The following is a 16400-nucleotide window of genomic DNA, read 5'->3' on the forward strand; positions in this document are numbered from 1 at the left end:
TCCTTAATTTTTAGTGTCAAAATCCAATAAGACCCCTTCTGAAATCCATTTGGCAAGGGCTTGTCTATTGTCAGGGTCCAAGATTCGCTTTTGGTCCTTTTTGTTTTTAATATTCCCAATTTCTATATAGGCCATAGCCGGCAAGGTGTTCTTGACCAAATATAACCCACTTCGGTCTGCAAAGGTACCTTCATAGTTCCTATTGGGTTGATATTGTCTGTATTTATTTAAAAAAGTCTCATGGATACTTTCCGCCAATCGCTTGCCGTTCTTACTGTTCTCATGATGATAGAAAAAGACGTCTATATTCTGTCCCCTGCTACGACTATCTACATGGGTCACTATTAACCTTTGATATTTACCAGCATTTTCCTTATAGAGTTTGTTCACTATATCAACACGCTGCTTTAACCGCAATAATTGGTTTAAAGGTATTTCCTCATTGGGATAGGCCACCTCATCCCTATCTATTTCCAGAACGCGCTGATCCCTTATGCCATCATTGGAATCCCTGATAATAATGTAGGTCTTGGCCCCATGGGATATAAGCTCCTTGGCCAAACGCAGCGTAATATCATAGGCATACTCGTCCTCGGCTATAATTTTGCCCTCATATTTTTCAATGGCACCAGGGTCCGGTCCGCCGTGACCCGATATTAAATAATAGATGGCACCCTCTAACTTATTACTTTTTATTTCCGTGGAAGCGTAATCCTTACCAAAAATATCATCGTTGAGGATATTGGATACCGTTTTAATTTCGGTGGCCTTTTTTACAACGGATTCTTCTATGGGAACTGTATCTACAGGTACGGGAGGTATAATGTATTCCCGTCCCTCATAAAGATGCATACTATCCCGTAAATTATCTTGATTAAGATCTACAAAATGTCCGTAATGCCTAACCGGATTCATCCCTTGTTTCCTGAGAATGGAATAAATACCATCTCCCCTTTCCGCAATTACGGTTTTAACCGAAGTTTGGGAAATTAAAGGGAGCCATATTAAAGCCCCGATCCACGATAAAATAAAAGTTCTTTTGGCAGACACGATGTATATTTTGTACAAATATTATCAAAAATACTGCCCAATTCCAAAAACAATCCAAAATGAGGGAATTCTTGGGCTGTTTCTGCCCAGAATTTAGCTTTAGCTTCTTATAGCAAAGCAATTATTAATCAAAGACCCGATAAATTTGGAATAGGGCTTCAATAAATCTTGTAAAAACTCTTTATTACCTCTTGTGCCGGTTTATTTTGGGGGGTAAATCGATTGTCATTAATACCGCCGGCCTTTTCATGATCAATAAACCATTTCCAAACGAATCCTCCTGCAAACCAATCTTCGCTCCAAAATTCTTCAAAAATAGCCTTGGTTGCGTTGGTTTGGGCCTCAAGATTTACATCGTCCTGGCTATGGTCTACCAACCAAGGTTTCTTGGCAGCATAATTATTGCTCCTATAGCCGTATTCCGTAAATATAATTGGTTTATTTTTCGCCATGGATAAGGATTTTATTTTCTCCTTGTGCGGTTGCCACCCCTTTCTCAATTGTTCCACGGTGGGAGTTTTCTCATCGCTCAGCGGAAAGTAGGCATCTATCCCAATAAAATCCAAATCCTCCCAAAAAGGGGTTCTTCCATATTCGTCCCAATTGGCAGCATAGGTAAGTTTTCCTTTATAAACACTTTTGATCTTTTTGATCAGTTCCGTCCAGTATTCCGGCCTGTGACTAACAAATTGCTCCAACTCGGTCCCAATACAAAATGCGTCCGCATTTGTTTCCTGGGCTAAAGTAGCATAAGCAAGTATAAATTTATCATAAGACGCTTCCAAGGCCCTCCATTTTTCTTCTGAATCCATTTTTAAATTACCGGTAAATGCTCCCCTGGAGATCCAAATCTGTGGTTTCAACATTACTCTTAAACCATTCTGGTGTAATATATCTATGTATTGCCTGGCTCCGGTCCTTGTTTCCCCGAACCATTGTCTGGAGGTGTCGAATATTATTTCTGGCGAGCCTGTATCCCTAATAAATCCAAAGGGCATAACCGCTGCACATTTGGCGTTTACATTCCTAACGGCATCCACGTGTTCTTGGGCTACCTTTTCCCGAGAAGCAACAAAGCTAACACCATTGAATTTCTCCATTGCTTGGCCACTACAACCAAGTTGTAATAACAATAAGAAAAGAAGTCCTAATTTTTTCATTTAAATAGTTTATAGCCCTAATTTACTCCTTTTCTAATTCATTATAAAAATTAACTGGTTAAGCTTTATTAAATGTTGGCTGCAACTTTAAAAATTTATGCTTCCCCATTAATTACGGATAACATTGAATAACGAACCACTACTTCCTAAGAAACAAACTTAGATTTCCTTAGCTTTGCCAAATATTTAAACTAATAGTACGAGTGGGAAGTAAGAATAAGCTGAAGCGATTCAAGGAGAATGAAACTTTTAGGAATGTAATTCAACCCACTAGGGAAGAAATTACCAATGGTTCTTTTTCACTAAAGGGGCAATGGAATGAATTTTTTGGCAATAACAATCCCTTGGTTTTGGAATTGGGCTGTGGAAAAGGCGAATATACCATTGGGATGGCCAAGCAAAACAAAAACAAAAACTTCATTGGTATAGATATCAAGGGAGCCCGCTTTTGGAGAGGTGCCAAAACGGCTATTGAAGATAATGTATCCAATGCTGCTTTTTTAAGAACCCAAATAGAATTAATTGACGGTCTTTTTGCTCCCGATGAAGTTTCTGAAATCTGGATTACCTTTCCAGATCCCCAAATCAAATATAAACGTACCAAACATAGACTTACCAATGAGGTCTTTTTGGATAAATATAAATTGATTCTTAAGCAAGATGGTACCGTTAACCTAAAAACCGATAGCGAATTTATGCATGGCTATACCTTGGGCCTTTTACACGGTAAAGGTCATGAAGTGCTCTATGCCAATCACGACATCTATAAAAACGAAGGTAGCCCCAAGGAAGTATTGGAAATACAGACTTTCTATGAAAAACAGTATCTTGATAAAGGAAAGCCAATCACCTATATCAAATTTAGAATAAGGTAAACCATGGAGCATTTGCTTACCCTTTTTTTTGCTACTTTCTCTGCGGCCTTCATGGCCACGGTACCACCCGGTCTATTGAATATGAACGCTGCCAAGATAAGTGTGGAAAAGGGTAAGACCAACGGTATTATTTTTAGCTTGGGGGTGTCTACCATGATCATTATCCAGGCCTATATTTCTGTTCTGATTTCCAAGTTTCTATTCAAAAACCCGGAGATCATAGACCTACTCTTAAAAATTGCCCTAATTGTCTTCGCTTTTTTTGCCATCTACTTCTTTGTAAAAGCCAAGAAAAAAAAGCTGAATCGACCTAAAATTGTAAAGGTTAGCAAGAAAAATAGTTTCTTTAAAGGAATATTATTGGCGGCCCTAAATTTATTGACCATTCCTTATTACAGTGGCCTAAACGCCATGTGGAACGCCTCAGGATGGATACAATTCCAATTTCGTGATATAGCCACATTTATCCTCGCTGCTGGTTGTGGTACTTTTACGGTACTCTATCTCTATACGGTCTACTTCACCAAATTGGAGACCAAAAACAATGGGTTTTCAAAAAATTCAAATTATATATTAAGCGCCTTAATGATGCTTTTATTGGTAATTACCTTAATCCGTATTTTTTATACCTGATGAAACCCGAAAATGAGAACTTCTTTGAAAAAGTATATGCAGTGGCCAGGCAAATACCATTTGGGCGGGTTACCTCTTATGGAGCCATCGCCAAATATCTAGGAACCGCCAGAAGTGCCAGAATGGTAGGCTGGGCCATGAACGGCTCCCATAAAATTGGAGATATCCCGGCACATAGGGTAGTTAACAGAAAAGGGCTCTTAACAGGGAAACATCATTTTGAAGGCACCAATTTAATGCAGCAGCTATTGGAAAATGAGGGAATTAAAGTGGTGGATAATCAAATCGAGGATTTTGAAAATCTCTTTTGGGATCCCTGGCAGGAATTGAAGTAATTTTCTTGATTACAATTACCGATAATATTGGATAAATCGCAACATATAAAGCTTACTTATTGCCTTATTTTACTTTTCAATTACCTTCCTTCCTAATCTCGCTCCTAAGCCCTATCTTTGTAATTTAGAATCAGTTTTAATAATAACTGAATAAGAATGGTTTAGGATGAAAATAGATAAGAAAGACATACTTAAAGCCCTTGAAAACATAACTGTGCCTGGAGAAGGACAGAATATGGTGGAGAGTGGCGCGGTTAAAAATATTATGGTTTTTGGGGACGAGGTAGTTGTTGATATTACCATTTCCAACCCTAGTTTGCAGGCGCGAAAGAAAACCGAAGTTGAAATTTTGAAAGTGATACACGAGAAGGTATACAACAAGGCCAAGATCACCGTTAACGTAAAAGTTGATGCCCCTGCTGCCAAGCCTAAGGTGAATGAGATAAAAGGAAAACCCATCCCAGGGATCAAAAATATTATTGCGGTCGCTTCCGGAAAAGGAGGCGTAGGGAAATCCACGGTCACGGCAAATTTGGCCGTCACATTGGCTAAAATGGGGTTTAAAGTGGGACTATTGGACGCGGACATTTATGGTCCTTCCATGCCCATCATGTTCGATGTTGCCCAAGAAAAACCTTTGGCCGTAAATATTGAAGGAAAATCCAAAATGAAGCCCATAGAAAACTATGGCGTAAAACTCCTGTCCATTGGCTTTTTTACCCAGCCCAATCAGGCAGTAATCTGGAGAGGCCCAATGGCAGCCAAAGCGCTCAATCAAATGATTTTCGATGCCCATTGGGGAGAGTTGGATTTTATGTTGCTGGATCTTCCTCCCGGAACAGGGGATATACATTTAAGCATTATGCAATCCTTACCAATAACGGGTGCCGTGGTAGTAAGTACTCCGCAGGAAGTAGCCCTGGCAGATGCCCGTAAAGGTGTGGCCATGTTCCAACAAGATTCCATAAATGTACCCGTGTTGGGAATAGTAGAAAATATGGCGTATTTTACACCAGAGGAATTGCCCAACAACAAATACTATATTTTTGGAAAAGAAGGTGCCAAGCACCTGTCCGAGGATTTAAATGTTCCTTTTTTAGGCGAGATACCTTTGGTACAAAGTATTAGGGAGGCCGGAGATGTAGGAAGGCCAGCGGCACTGCAAACGGCAACAGCAATTGAAACCGCTTTTGAGGAACTTACAAAAAATGTGGTACAGGAAGTGGTAGATAGAAACAAAAGTTTACCTCCAACAGAGGCTATTAAAATAACTACAATGGCAGGTTGTTCGGCTGTTAAAAAGAAGTAATTATGACATCAATAGAACTTAAAAACAACGTTGAAAAGGCTTTGGAGGAAATCCGTCCTTTTTTGCAAAGTGATGGAGGGGATATTTCCCTAATTTCCATAGACAATGATAATTCGGTTAAGGTAAAATTGGAAGGAGCCTGTGTAGGCTGTTCGGTAAACCAAATGACCCTAAAAAGCGGGGTGGAAATGACCATAAAAAAGTATGCCCCTCAAATACAAGAAGTCATAAATGTGGTGTAATAAGCTGACTTTTGTCATAATCCAATCCTAATTCCTTTTTTAGCTTTGTAGCTATTTTAAGTTCCTTTTTCCATGATTAAAACAGATATTCTGATTATAGGTGCAGGCCCAACCGGTCTTTTTGCTGTTTTTGAAGCAGGCCTGTTGCAGCTTAAATGCCATCTAATAGACGCATTACCACAAGCAGGTGGACAGTGTTCCGAAATATATCCAAAAAAGCCTATTTACGATATCCCGGGATTCCCAGAAGTTTTGGCTGGAGATCTGGTAAATAATCTTATGGAACAGATAAAAGCGTTCCAGCCCGGATTTACCTTAGGAGAGCGGGCAAATACTATTGAAAAATTGGAAGATGGAACCTTTTTGGTAACTACCAATAAAGGCACCAAGCACAATGCCCCAATCGTGGCAATTGCCGGGGGCCTTGGCAGTTTTGAACCTAGAAAACCCTTGATAGACAGAATAAAGGATTATGAAGACAAGGGTGTTTCCTATTTTATAAAAGATCCCGAAGTATATCGCAATAAAAAAGTATTGATTGCCGGTGGTGGTGATTCTGCCCTGGACTGGAGTATCTTTTTGGCCGATGTTGCTTCGGAAGTAACTTTGGTACATAGAAGAAATGAATTTAGAGGTGCTTTGGATTCTGTAGAGAAGGTACAGTCCTTAAAAAATCTTGGAAAAATAAATCTTATTACCCCTGCAGAAGTGGTGGGCCTAAAAGGCTCAGGGAAATTAGAAGCCGTAGTAATCAATAAATCCGGTGATCAGGACGAAGAAATTATCAAGGAAGTAGACCACTTTATCCCCTTGTTCGGGCTATCTCCCAAGCTGGGACCCATTGCGGATTGGGGATTGGAAATTGAAAAGAATGCCATAAAAGTGGACACTTTCGATTATCAGACCAACGTTCCAGGAATTTATGCCATTGGGGACGTAAATACCTATCCTGGAAAACTAAAATTGATCCTTTGTGGTTTTCACGAGGCAACCCTAATGTGCCAAAGTGCCTACCAGCGTATTTTCCCGGACAAAAAATATGTTATGAAATATACCACCGTAGGCGGTGTATCCGGTTTTGATGGCAGCAAAAAAGAAGCCCCCAAGGCAGTAGTAAAGGCCATTGATTAAAAAAAACCCTTAAATCCTAAAGTAAATCCCTTAAATTTGCTGGCTATTAGCAAAAAAGAATATTTCTGGCATGAGCGATGTTAAAATAAAAATTAAGGACAGGGATGGGGTTGTACACGAGGTAGACGCACCCACAGACATGAATATGAATCTTATGGAAATAGTTCGTTCCTACGAACTAGCTCCCGAGGGAACCATTGGAATATGTGGTGGTATGGCCATGTGTGCCTCCTGCCAATGTTATGTGGAATCTGACCACCAATTGCCCGAAATGTCAGATGATGAGGACGCCATGCTTGCCGAAGCTTTCAATGTAAAGGACAACAGCCGCCTAGGTTGCCAAATTCATATAACAGAGGATTTGGAAGGCCTGGAAGTGGAGTTGGCCCCTGAGAGTTAATTGTTAAAATGTATGCGCATCTCCGGGAATGTAAGGTTCTCGGATCCTACAATCCAAAATGTTTTCTGCAAGGCGTTTGGGTGCTAAATATTAGCATCCTAATATTAACCTGGGAACCTAATACTGCCCATAGCCATTAAATCCTGGCCTGGTAGGTAAATAAGTTAAAGTACCTTCCTTCTTTTGCAATAAGCTCATCATGAGTCCCTTTTTCTGCAATACGACCATCTTCTATAACCAATATTTGATTGGCTTTTCTAATGGTGCTCAATCTGTGGGCGATGACAAAAGTAGTCCTACCCTCGGTAAGGGTGGCCAAACTTTTCTGAATCAGTGCCTCACTTTCCGTATCCAGATTGGAAGTAGCTTCGTCCAATATCAAAATTTTTGGATTGGCCAAGACCGCCCTAGCTATAGCGATACGTTGCCGCTGTCCGCCGGAGAGCTTCACTCCGCGTTCCCCAATTAGCGTATCCAACCCTTTTTCAAACCTATCAGTGAATTCATCCACATAAGCCGCCTTAACAGCCTTTAATACTTCTTCCTCAGTTGCATTGGGCCTAGGGAACATAATATTTTCCCTAATGGTACCTTCAAACAAAAACTCATCCTGCAAAACAACCCCCAAGTTTCGGCGAAAGCTGCTCAAATCAACTTTAGAAAGATCCTGACCGTCCACGGTTATGGTCCCTGAAAGGGGATTTAAAAAGGTTGCCGCCAAACCGGCAATGGTAGATTTTCCTGAACCGGAGCTACCCACTAGAGCTACCACATTGCCCGATTTCACTTCGAAACTAACGTTGTGTAATACATCCTTATCCTCCTCGTAGGCGAAAGAAACATCATTAAATGCTATATCCCCTTTTATTTTTTCAAGAACAATCGTTCTTTCCTCTTCATTGGCTTCCGGCACCATATTCATTAGTTCTTCCGTACGGTCCAGACCTGCAAGTGCCTCAGTAAGCTGGCTCCCTATGTTGCTCATTTGCACAATAGGCGCTATCATAATTCCCAAGACAAAGGTGAAGGACAAAAAATCCCCTAGACTCAAGCCTTCATACATTATTTTATATCCACCGATACCCATAATTCCAGTAGTGGCAATTCCAATAAGAAAAGTGGATGAACTGGTCATAAAAGCAGTTGCCGTTAGACTCTTTTTTACATTTTGAAACAACAGCTCCACCCCGCTCTCAAAAACCTTGGTCTCCTGCTCCTCCGCATTAAAGCCTTTAATAACCCTGATTCCGCTCAAGGTTTCTGTAAGCCTCCCTGTAACCTCGGCGTTTATTTTACCCCTATTTCTAAATATTGGTCTTATAATCTTAAAGGCTTTTAAGGCTATAAAGGCAAAAATGGCCAATGGAATAAAGGTAAAGAAGGTCATAGACGGACTAATCCACAACATGTAAACCAAGGCGCCTATGGCCGTAATACTTCCCCCTACCAATTGTACCAATCCTGTTCCAATAAGATTACGGACCCCTTCCACGTCCGACATTATTCGAGAGACCAAAGCCCCAGATTTTGCATTATCAAAAAAACGGATCGGGAGCGAAAGAACTTTCTTTTGTACCTGTGCCCTTAATTCCGAGATAAGGTATTGTGCCTGTACACTCAATATTTTTGTCAACAAAAATGATGTTACGGCCCGCACCAAAATAGACAGTATTACCAAACCGACCAATATTTTGAGCATGGTCATATCCTTGTTCGGAATAACATCGTCCATAAAATATTTTAGGGAGATAGGGCCAACAAAATTTGCGGCGTTGCTTATGACGATCAAGAACAGACCTATAAAAACTAAATTGCGTCGAGGCCAAATTATTGTTTTAAAGGCGGTAAGAATACTAACTTTTTTATTGGACATTATGAATTATATTTTGATTGCGGGGATTTGTAAGGTATAAATGTAATTAAAGTTATTGGTAGGCGAACCATGAAAACTATCACTGTTACCAACTTAATTATGGCCAACAGTTAACATTAAAAAAGTAAAAATAACCTAAGATTTGATCTTGAATAAGAATAGAAGGAAATTATCATCAATCAAAAACAGGAAGTACTACCGGATAAATTACATCTACAAATCTCTTATAGGCCTCCCGGGAAGGATGCAGGCCATCCCCTGCCACTAAATCGGGATTGGACAATCCATTTCGTGTAATGTCCGTAATATTTACAAAAGGCACACCCTTCTGAAGGGCAGTAGCTTCCGCAAAGCCATTATATTCATCAATTTCTTTGGAAATTTTATCGGTATTTCTGCCTTCTCCAAAGGGGGTATACGCATAATCTGGAATGGAAACAACAACAACATTTTTTGGATTGCCATAAGCCAGGGCAATGGCCCGTTCCAACAGTTGGGGAAACTCCTTTTTATATATTCTGAAAGGTTTACCTTGGTATTGGTTATTGACCCCAATCAAAAGGCTTACCAAATCATAGGAAGGCAATGCGGTTCCCCTGTTTATAGCATCCCATAAGTTGTCTGTGCGCCATCCTGTAACGGCTATTATTTCGGTATTGACCGTTACTTTTAGACCCTGCTCCAATCTATGCTTCAACTGTATTGGAAAGCTTTCTGCAGTAGTAACGCTGGCACCAATGGTATAACTATCGCCCAAGGCCAAATAATTATATGTCCCCGATTCGTTTAAATGTGGTCCATTCAAATCATTGGAAATGGTCGAAGGCAGCTCTGTATCCAAAATATTGTCCGTGGAAGGTTCAAAAGCGGACAACTCCCTTTCTTGGGAACATCCAAAGAAAACAATAGCAATGACAAATAACAATGATAACCGCATCAAAAGTGTTTTACATTATTTACGAAAGACAGGCTTAAGAGGTTTGTTCTAATCTAGAAAAGATGAAATCTTCTTCTAAATCCCTTAAAGACGAACTCAAAAAAGAAATGCTCAATTAAAAAAACCAACCATTTGGGATGATGACTAAAATCCGGAACCTTGTTGTATAAGTGCTTTTTAATTAATCCTTATTTCTTTTAGAATTCCTAAGCAATCTTAAGGAATAAGGGATTAGGATAAGCAGTAGGTTAATAATCAACAAATAGTAATATCCTTTCATATTGGTCAGTGTTTGTGTTTACTTATTGCCTTATTCCTTTATAATAATAATGGTGGCTTTAGACCCTGTGGATAAATTCCACATATTGGAATGAATCATTTTACCTTCATCATCATAAACATTAACTTGGGCCGTATTGGGACCTGAGGTACCTTGATTAAGTGCCTCGAAATCAATTCTATTAAAACCCTTCTGCAAATCTAGGTTAATTCCTTTAAAGGAACCTGTTAAAAAAATATTGGGTTCCACCACCTTATCGTTGAGCAATATTCTTACCCTGTCACCATCAACATATTCATGGTCGCGGCAAACAATACCTACAAATTTCCCATTGCTTTTAATATCTCCCAAATACATGTTCCCAAAAAACGTTGAAGAACCTTCCTTTTCCTTTTCACCAACTTTTGGATCTATTTTTAAACCATAGCCAGCCTGTACCAATTCCCTGTCCGGAAGCATCTTGACATTTCTGGCGGTAAGGGAATCCCTAAGATTGGTAGTAGGTTTTAAGGTAATAATGGATGGCATTTTCAAAGCTGTACCCTGATTGGGATTTTCCCTAACCCCTCTATCCCCTTCTATTTTTAGAGGATTGGTGGTAGGAAGATCGGTTTGGGACATACCCAAGTGCGAAAATAGAAATAGAACGCAAAATAAAAATACTATTCTCATATGGCCATTTAATGTACCTATCAATTGCAAAAATATCAAATACCTTGCCATGTGTCACTAAAATGCTGTTAAATTCACTGCATAACAAAAAACCGGTTTAAGGACAAGCTTAAACCGGCATTAACAATCCAGGGGGAAATTCCCTAAGTTTTGACCGTATCTACAGGACCCAATTGGGCATGTTCGTTCTCAGTAAACAAACGGGACTTTATAACAAAGCGCAATCCCAACGGTATTTCCAAGGAAAAACTGGAGCCGCGGCCTTTGGTTACATCTATGGTCAATTGGGTATGTTTCCAATATTCAAATTGATCCTTCGACATATAAAAAGGACAATCTGCAATATCGCCCAGATAAACATCGGTTTCGTTAAGCATTAATTCCCCTTTCGGAAAGCACATGGGCGATGACCCATCGCAACAACCTCCACTCTGATGGAACATTAACTCCCCATGCTGGGACTTTAGCTCCTCCAATACCTGCCTTGCATCTTCTGAAATCAATACCCTTTTGACCATAATTATTTTACTCTATTTCTTAAAAGAATCCCAGTGCTTTTTTGTCGTAGGAAATAAGCATATTTTTAGTTTGCCTGTAGTGGTTCAACATCATTTTATGGGTTTCCCTACCTATTCCTGATTTCTTATATCCTCCAAAGGGAGCATGTGCCGGATAGGTATGATAGCTATTTACCCAAACGCGACCGGCTTTAATTGCCCTGGCCACCTTGTACGCCTGATGGGTATCCCTTGTCCATACGCCAGCGCCCAGACCATATAATGTATCATTGGCAATTTCAATAGCCTCTGCCTCATCCTTAAAGGTTGTTAGGCACACAACAGGACCAAAGATCTCTTCCTGAAAGACCCTCATTTTATTGTTTCCTTTTAGAATAGTCGGCTGAATATAATAACCCCCTTCCAAACCTTCATTATAGGCTGCATCACCACCGGTTAGTACTTCACAGCCCTCCTCCTTTCCAATTTTGATATAATTCAGGATTTTTTCATATTGATCATTGGAAGCCTGTGCACCCATCATAGTTTCAGGATCCAGTGGATGTCCCAGCCTTATTTTGTTGGTACGGGCCACAACTCGCTCAATAAATTTTTCGTAAATACTTTCCTGTACCAAAATACGGGATGGGGAGGTACATACTTCGCCCTGATTAAAGGCAAACATTGCCGCTCCTTCCAAACATTTGTCGAAGAATTCATCATCTGCTTCCATAATGCTTTCAAAAAACACGTTGGGCGATTTACCCCCCAATTCCAAAGTAACCGGAATAATGTTTTTGGAGGCGTACTGCATAATCAACTGCCCGGTAGTTGTCTCGCCAGTAAATGCAATCTTGTTTATTCTGGGATTGGAAGCCAATGGTTTACCTGCCTCAATACCAAATCCGTTCACCACATTAAGTACCCCTGCCGGCAATACATTTTCTATAAGTTCCATTAGCACCAGGATTCCCACCGGAGTTTGTTCCGCCGGCTTTAGGACTACGCAGTTTCCGGCTGCCAGTGCAGGTGCTACCTTCCAAGCTGCCATAAGAAGTGGAAAGTTCCAAGGAATAATTTGTCCAACAACCCCTAAAGGTTCAGGAATGTTCAAAGATACCGTATTGGCATCCAATTCACTTGCAGTGCCCTCCTCTGCCCTTATAACCCCCGCAAAATAGCGAAAATGGTCTATGGCCAAAGGTAAATCTGCAGCCATGGTTTCCCTGATGGGTTTTCCGTTATCCCAGGTTTCGGCCCGTGCCAAAACCTCCAGGTTTTGCTCCATTATATCCGCAATCTTCAACAATAAATTACTTCTTGATGCTGCGGAGGAATTATTCCATTCCGGGGCTGCAGCCCATGCGGCATCCAACGCCAGTTCAATATCCTCAGCGGTAGATCGGGCTATCTTGGTAAAACTATTGCCATCTACAGGTGAAATATTATCAAAATACTCCCCTTTGATGGGCGACACCCATTTACCGCCTATAAAATTTTCATACTGACTTTTAAATACTGGTCTTTCGACCCTATTCTGTGTTGTGGTCTTTACATCTCCCATGATCGTATATTTTAAATTAATATTAAATTTCATTTTGCCAATCGTATTGGCCGAGCCATATTGTAAGTGTAAGTGGCTTGTTTTCAAATGTATGAAGCGTTTTCGTTAAAATTCTGACCCATTCTATCAATAACATGAACTATCCTATCAATAATTGTTTATATCCCAATTTGAGGTGATTAATTTTGTATTTTTAACAAAATAAGCTCATTGAATAATAATTAATGACAATTTAAATATCTCTGGGATGCAGCTATCCAACGCCTACTTTAACCATAGAAGATTGGAAACTTTGGTCGAGAATCAAACGACCTATACGTTGAACAATGCTGCCATGCACGTTTTTGAAACCCATCAGCAAGCGGAACAAATATTGCTCCAATTTGATCAGCCAGTCCTGGCAAGTATGCTAAGTGGCAAGAAAATTATGCACCTTAGGGACCATGAGTCATTTAACTTTTTACCTGGTGAATCTCTTATACTGCCATCCAAAGAAATAATGTGTATAGATTTTCCCGAAGCAAAGGCTACCAACCCTACCCGTTGCTTGGCCATGGCCATTTCTGAGGATAAAATAAAACAGATGTTGAGGGTAATGAACGAAACCATGCCCAAATTGGATGGGAAGGAATGGGCATTGATGGATTATAATTTTCATTTTACAAATGATATTGGCCTCTATCAAATTTTACAACGATTGCTCTTTCTATTCACAGAAAACCATCCGTCCAAGGATCTCTTTGTAGACAATATGCTAAGCGAACTAATTGTTCGGATTTTACAGAGCAATGAGCGCAAAATTTACACGGAACAAACGTTGGAGGTCAGTAGCAACAGTAGGTTGGGGTTTATAGTCTCCTTTATTCGCGAAAACATATACAAGCCCTTAAGTATTGAAACATTGAGCAAAAAGGCCCATATGAGCGAGTCCCATTTTTACAGGGTCTTTAAAAATGAACTTGGCATTTCTCCTGTAGAATTCATTAATAATGAACGAATTAAACTAGCTGTCAGTCTTTTACAAGATCCAAAACGCACTATAAAAGAAGTATTCATGGAATGCGGTTTTGAAAGCAGATCGTATTTTAACCGTGTGTTCAAGAGAAAGAAAAATGTTTCCCCTAGCGAATATCAAGCCAATGTGGTTAGGGAAAAGAGATATTGAAATTGGCGGATCGGCCTGTTGATTACCCCCACACCTTTCTTAGAAACCGAATAAAATTTTTATACATTATATTCTCTATATCCATTTCCGAATAACCTTTTCTTAATAGTAATCCAGGTATCTTCTGTAGATCTGCTATCGTATTTATGTCACTAGGACATTGCTCTTTTCCAAACCCTCCATCCAGATCGGTCCCTATACCAACGTGCAGGGAATTTCCTGCCAGCTGGCAAATATGGTCTATGTTGTTGATCATTTGGTCCAAGGAAACATCCATTCCCTTTGGGGTTGAAGTACCCCTCACCCAATTGGGAACCATCATCCAAGCGTCCAGGGCTATACCTATTACACCGTCCCTGCCAATAAGTTCCAATATTTGCCCATCAGAAAACTGTCTGTTATGATCCACAAATTTTCGACAATTGTTGTGGCTTGCCCAAACGGGACCATTGTATACCTTCATGGTTTCCCAAAAGCTAAGATCGCATAAATGGGTAGCATCTAGAATTAGGTTTAACCGCTCTATTTCTTTTAATAGCTCCTTGCCTTTATGGCCAATGCCTCCAACCGAATCCGTACCATGCGCGTAGGTGCCGGGACCATAATGGGCCGGTCCAATGGCCCTCAGGCCTTGCTCATAGGAACGCTCCAAATGACTTGGGGTAATTATGGAATCTGCCCCTTCCAAACTAAGGATATAGCCGATCGGCTTTTTGTCCATCCCATTTTCCCATAGCTCCAAATGTGCATTCAATTCTTCCGTATTCCTAATTTGGACCATTTCCCCAATTTCTTCCATGGCCCTGTACCAAGCCAACTGCCCCTGGGTCTGGGCCCAGGCCTGGTAGGGAGAGCTCCACCCGGGCAAGGGGTTTTCCTTCTTTACATACCTAGCTATTTGGGTACCCACACATAGGCCAATATTTCCCTTTCGCATAGCATCAAAAGACACCGTATTATTGGCCCTATCCGGTTTATCGGTCATACCCAGTTCACTTTCCCTAATATCGGCCACGGTCCTTGTTAGGTCCCTGTTCCATTCCATGGCATTCATGGCCAGATCCAAATGGGCATCAAATACGAACATATTATAAAATTTATCCCAACTTAAGGCCAATCCGTTAATTATTGGTCCATTTAAAAGAGAGGTTTATATATTTATTTTAAGGTTTCTTGCAGCTACCTGCCAGGCACCGATTATCCTCCTATCAACTGCCGTTAGGACTTCCTTATATTTGGCAACAGTTGGGCAAATATGCACCGGAATGGCATAGGCGGCGTCCCCTACTGTAAACATTTCATCATTGGGGCATTGTACAATTAAATGTTCTTCGCTTTGCCCTATTTGGGTGCAACCATCCCCTTCCAAAAACATTACCCTAGGAAAATTCATTTCTGAAGCCAAATGCTTATGTCCCAAATCGAAACAGACCAAATTTGAGCTTGGCTTACTGATTACCCTGGTCAACAAAACAGCGGCCGGCAGGAAATCCATATCCTTATAGGAGGCAGCATACCCAGCATCCCATAAAAGTGTAGTTCCTGGGCTAGTTTCCACACCTTCGCGCTTTAAATGGATGGGGAAAGTTGGAGAACCGCCGGCCACAATGGTGGGAATGGGGAAACCCAATTCCTCCAAAGATTTTTTCAAATCCAAAACCGCTTCAAAATCCTCATTGCATTTCTGCTCTCTTTCAAACAGATCTTTGTTGTGGATATGTCCGTCGTACACATGCAATCCTGCAGCCTGCAAATTAGGGTCCTTATATATTTTTTTATACAATTCCACAGCATCGGCATTGGGCAGAATACCGGATCTATTCATCCCATTGTTAATATCTAACCAAAGTGACACAGAAATGCCTTTGTCCCTTGCAATTTTACCGATTTTTTCAACAATCCGGGTATCATCAACAATTGCCGAAAAAGTACTATTGGGGAATTCCGAAATCAGTCTAAAAAATCGGTTTATATTGGGACCTACCGGTTGTAATGCTATTAGAATGTCTGCTGCACCGCAATTTCCCAAAAGTTCGGCCTCGGCAATGGCGGCACACTTAAATTTTTGAATACCGTGCTTTAACTGTAGCTGAACAATCTCTGCGGTTTTATGTGTTTTTATATGGGGCCTAAGGTGACGGGTACCACCGGCCATGGCAATCATGGTCTTAATGTTTTGTTCTATCCGCTCCGGATAAACCAAAAGGGCAGGGGTAACTATATTCTCCGTGTCCTTAATTCTATACCATTCTTTGTTCATTACAACATTGGGGTTAT

At 40.5% G+C, this 16400-nt stretch carries 17 protein-coding genes; 8 read left to right on the forward strand and 9 right to left on the reverse strand.

The window, feature by feature from the left end:
* Positions 1-3: 3 nt before the first annotated feature.
* Positions 4-1050 (reverse strand): N-acetylmuramoyl-L-alanine amidase family protein, encoded by a 1047-nt coding sequence (locus U735_RS0120325; protein WP_051892262.1) that lies wholly within the window; start codon positions 1048-1050, stop codon positions 4-6.
* Between the two features lie 158 nt (positions 1051-1208).
* Entirely contained in the window at positions 1209-2210 is a 1002-nt protein-coding gene (locus tag U735_RS0120330; RefSeq protein ID WP_031445575.1) for a glycoside hydrolase family 113, read from the reverse strand.
* Positions 2211-2413: 203 nt separating this feature from the next.
* Between U735_RS0120330 and trmB the strand changes: the two genes are divergently transcribed.
* The 7 genes from trmB (at position 2414) to U735_RS0120365 (ending at position 7135) form a co-directional block, all read left to right on the forward strand.
* On the forward strand, positions 2414-3085 hold the full coding sequence (gene trmB / locus U735_RS0120335; protein WP_031445576.1) for a tRNA (guanosine(46)-N7)-methyltransferase TrmB: 672 nt from the start codon (positions 2414-2416) through the stop codon (positions 3083-3085).
* 3 nt (positions 3086-3088) lie between these two features.
* Positions 3089-3718 carry a LysE family transporter gene (locus U735_RS0120340; RefSeq protein ID WP_031445577.1) on the forward strand — a complete coding sequence of 210 codons (630 nt, stop codon included), beginning with the start codon at positions 3089-3091 and terminating at the stop codon, positions 3716-3718.
* Positions 3718-4053 carry an MGMT family protein gene (locus tag U735_RS0120345; protein ID WP_031445578.1) on the forward strand — a complete coding sequence of 112 codons (336 nt, stop codon included), beginning with the start codon at positions 3718-3720 and terminating at the stop codon, positions 4051-4053. Before U735_RS0120340 ends, U735_RS0120345 begins: the two co-directional genes overlap by 1 nt.
* Before the next feature lie 166 nt (positions 4054-4219).
* Positions 4220-5362: an Mrp/NBP35 family ATP-binding protein gene (locus U735_RS0120350; RefSeq protein WP_031445579.1), complete on the forward strand. Its 1143-nt coding sequence runs from the start codon at positions 4220-4222 to the stop codon at positions 5360-5362.
* 2 nt (positions 5363-5364) lie between these two features.
* Positions 5365-5604, forward strand: a complete 240-nt coding sequence (locus U735_RS0120355) for a NifU family protein (RefSeq protein WP_031445580.1) — start codon at positions 5365-5367, stop codon at positions 5602-5604.
* A gap of 72 nt (positions 5605-5676) precedes the next feature.
* Positions 5677-6735, forward strand: coding sequence for an NAD(P)/FAD-dependent oxidoreductase (locus U735_RS0120360; RefSeq protein ID WP_031445581.1), 1059 nt, complete (start codon positions 5677-5679; stop codon positions 6733-6735).
* A gap of 70 nt (positions 6736-6805) precedes the next feature.
* A complete protein-coding gene (locus U735_RS0120365; RefSeq protein ID WP_031445582.1) occupies positions 6806-7135 on the forward strand; it encodes a 2Fe-2S iron-sulfur cluster-binding family protein in 330 nt (109 codons plus the stop codon).
* A 136-nt stretch (positions 7136-7271) separates the two neighbouring features.
* Here U735_RS0120365 and U735_RS0120370 read toward each other — a convergent pair whose 3' ends face one another.
* The 5 genes from U735_RS0120370 to U735_RS0120390 form a co-directional block, all read right to left on the reverse strand.
* A complete protein-coding gene (locus U735_RS0120370) occupies positions 7272-9008 on the reverse strand; it encodes an ABC transporter ATP-binding protein (RefSeq protein WP_031445583.1) in 1737 nt (578 codons plus the stop codon).
* Between the two features lie 175 nt (positions 9009-9183).
* Positions 9184-9945 (reverse strand): SGNH/GDSL hydrolase family protein, encoded by a 762-nt coding sequence (locus U735_RS24730; RefSeq protein WP_034248651.1) that lies wholly within the window; start codon positions 9943-9945, stop codon positions 9184-9186.
* 310 nt (positions 9946-10255) lie between these two features.
* Positions 10256-10897: a hypothetical protein gene (locus U735_RS0120380; RefSeq protein ID WP_031445585.1), complete on the reverse strand. Its 642-nt coding sequence runs from the start codon at positions 10895-10897 to the stop codon at positions 10256-10258.
* A gap of 143 nt (positions 10898-11040) precedes the next feature.
* The gene (locus U735_RS0120385) at positions 11041-11415 is read right to left on the reverse strand and encodes a DUF779 domain-containing protein (RefSeq protein ID WP_031445586.1); all 375 of its coding nucleotides are present in this window, start codon (positions 11413-11415) and stop codon (positions 11041-11043) included.
* 19 nt (positions 11416-11434) lie between these two features.
* Positions 11435-12958 (reverse strand): aldehyde dehydrogenase family protein, encoded by a 1524-nt coding sequence (locus tag U735_RS0120390; protein ID WP_031445587.1) that lies wholly within the window; start codon positions 12956-12958, stop codon positions 11435-11437.
* Between the two features lie 247 nt (positions 12959-13205).
* Between U735_RS0120390 and U735_RS0120395 the strand changes: the two genes are divergently transcribed.
* Positions 13206-14123, forward strand: coding sequence for an AraC family transcriptional regulator (locus U735_RS0120395; RefSeq protein WP_031445588.1), 918 nt, complete (start codon positions 13206-13208; stop codon positions 14121-14123).
* A gap of 22 nt (positions 14124-14145) precedes the next feature.
* Here U735_RS0120395 and U735_RS0120400 read toward each other — a convergent pair whose 3' ends face one another.
* Both U735_RS0120400 and U735_RS0120405 read right to left on the reverse strand, forming a co-directional pair.
* Complete coding sequence (locus U735_RS0120400) at positions 14146-15210, reverse strand: dipeptidase (protein ID WP_031445589.1); 1065 nt, start codon at positions 15208-15210, stop codon at positions 14146-14148.
* Between the two features lie 63 nt (positions 15211-15273).
* Positions 15274-16383: a D-TA family PLP-dependent enzyme gene (locus U735_RS0120405; RefSeq protein ID WP_031445590.1), complete on the reverse strand. Its 1110-nt coding sequence runs from the start codon at positions 16381-16383 to the stop codon at positions 15274-15276.
* Positions 16384-16400: the final 17 nt, after the last annotated feature.

The sequence above is a fragment of the Arenibacter algicola genome (genome assembly GCF_000733925.1).
Classification (GTDB): domain Bacteria; phylum Bacteroidota; class Bacteroidia; order Flavobacteriales; family Flavobacteriaceae; genus Arenibacter; species Arenibacter algicola.

Coding starts and splice junctions, on each gene's coding strand:
- U735_RS0120330 (WP_031445575.1), bottom strand. CDS start 2,210: ATGAAAAAATTAGGACTTCTTTTCTTATTGTTATTACAACTTGGTTGT.
- U735_RS0120340 (WP_031445577.1), top strand. CDS start 3,089: ATGGAGCATTTGCTTACCCTTTTTTTTGCTACTTTCTCTGCGGCCTTC.
- U735_RS0120345 (WP_031445578.1), top strand. CDS start 3,718: ATGAAACCCGAAAATGAGAACTTCTTTGAAAAAGTATATGCAGTGGCC.
- U735_RS0120350 (WP_031445579.1), top strand. CDS start 4,220: ATGAAAATAGATAAGAAAGACATACTTAAAGCCCTTGAAAACATAACT.
- U735_RS0120355 (WP_031445580.1), top strand. CDS start 5,365: ATGACATCAATAGAACTTAAAAACAACGTTGAAAAGGCTTTGGAGGAA.
- U735_RS0120360 (WP_031445581.1), top strand. CDS start 5,677: ATGATTAAAACAGATATTCTGATTATAGGTGCAGGCCCAACCGGTCTT.
- U735_RS0120365 (WP_031445582.1), top strand. CDS start 6,806: ATGAGCGATGTTAAAATAAAAATTAAGGACAGGGATGGGGTTGTACAC.
- U735_RS0120370 (WP_031445583.1), bottom strand. CDS start 9,008: ATGTCCAATAAAAAAGTTAGTATTCTTACCGCCTTTAAAACAATAATT.
- U735_RS24730 (WP_034248651.1), bottom strand. CDS start 9,945: ATGCGGTTATCATTGTTATTTGTCATTGCTATTGTTTTCTTTGGATGT.
- U735_RS0120380 (WP_031445585.1), bottom strand. CDS start 10,897: ATGAGAATAGTATTTTTATTTTGCGTTCTATTTCTATTTTCGCACTTG.
- U735_RS0120385 (WP_031445586.1), bottom strand. CDS start 11,415: ATGGTCAAAAGGGTATTGATTTCAGAAGATGCAAGGCAGGTATTGGAG.
- U735_RS0120390 (WP_031445587.1), bottom strand. CDS start 12,958: ATGGGAGATGTAAAGACCACAACACAGAATAGGGTCGAAAGACCAGTA.
- U735_RS0120395 (WP_031445588.1), top strand. CDS start 13,206: ATGCAGCTATCCAACGCCTACTTTAACCATAGAAGATTGGAAACTTTG.
- U735_RS0120400 (WP_031445589.1), bottom strand. CDS start 15,210: ATGTTCGTATTTGATGCCCATTTGGATCTGGCCATGAATGCCATGGAA.
- U735_RS0120405 (WP_031445590.1), bottom strand. CDS start 16,383: ATGAACAAAGAATGGTATAGAATTAAGGACACGGAGAATATAGTTACC.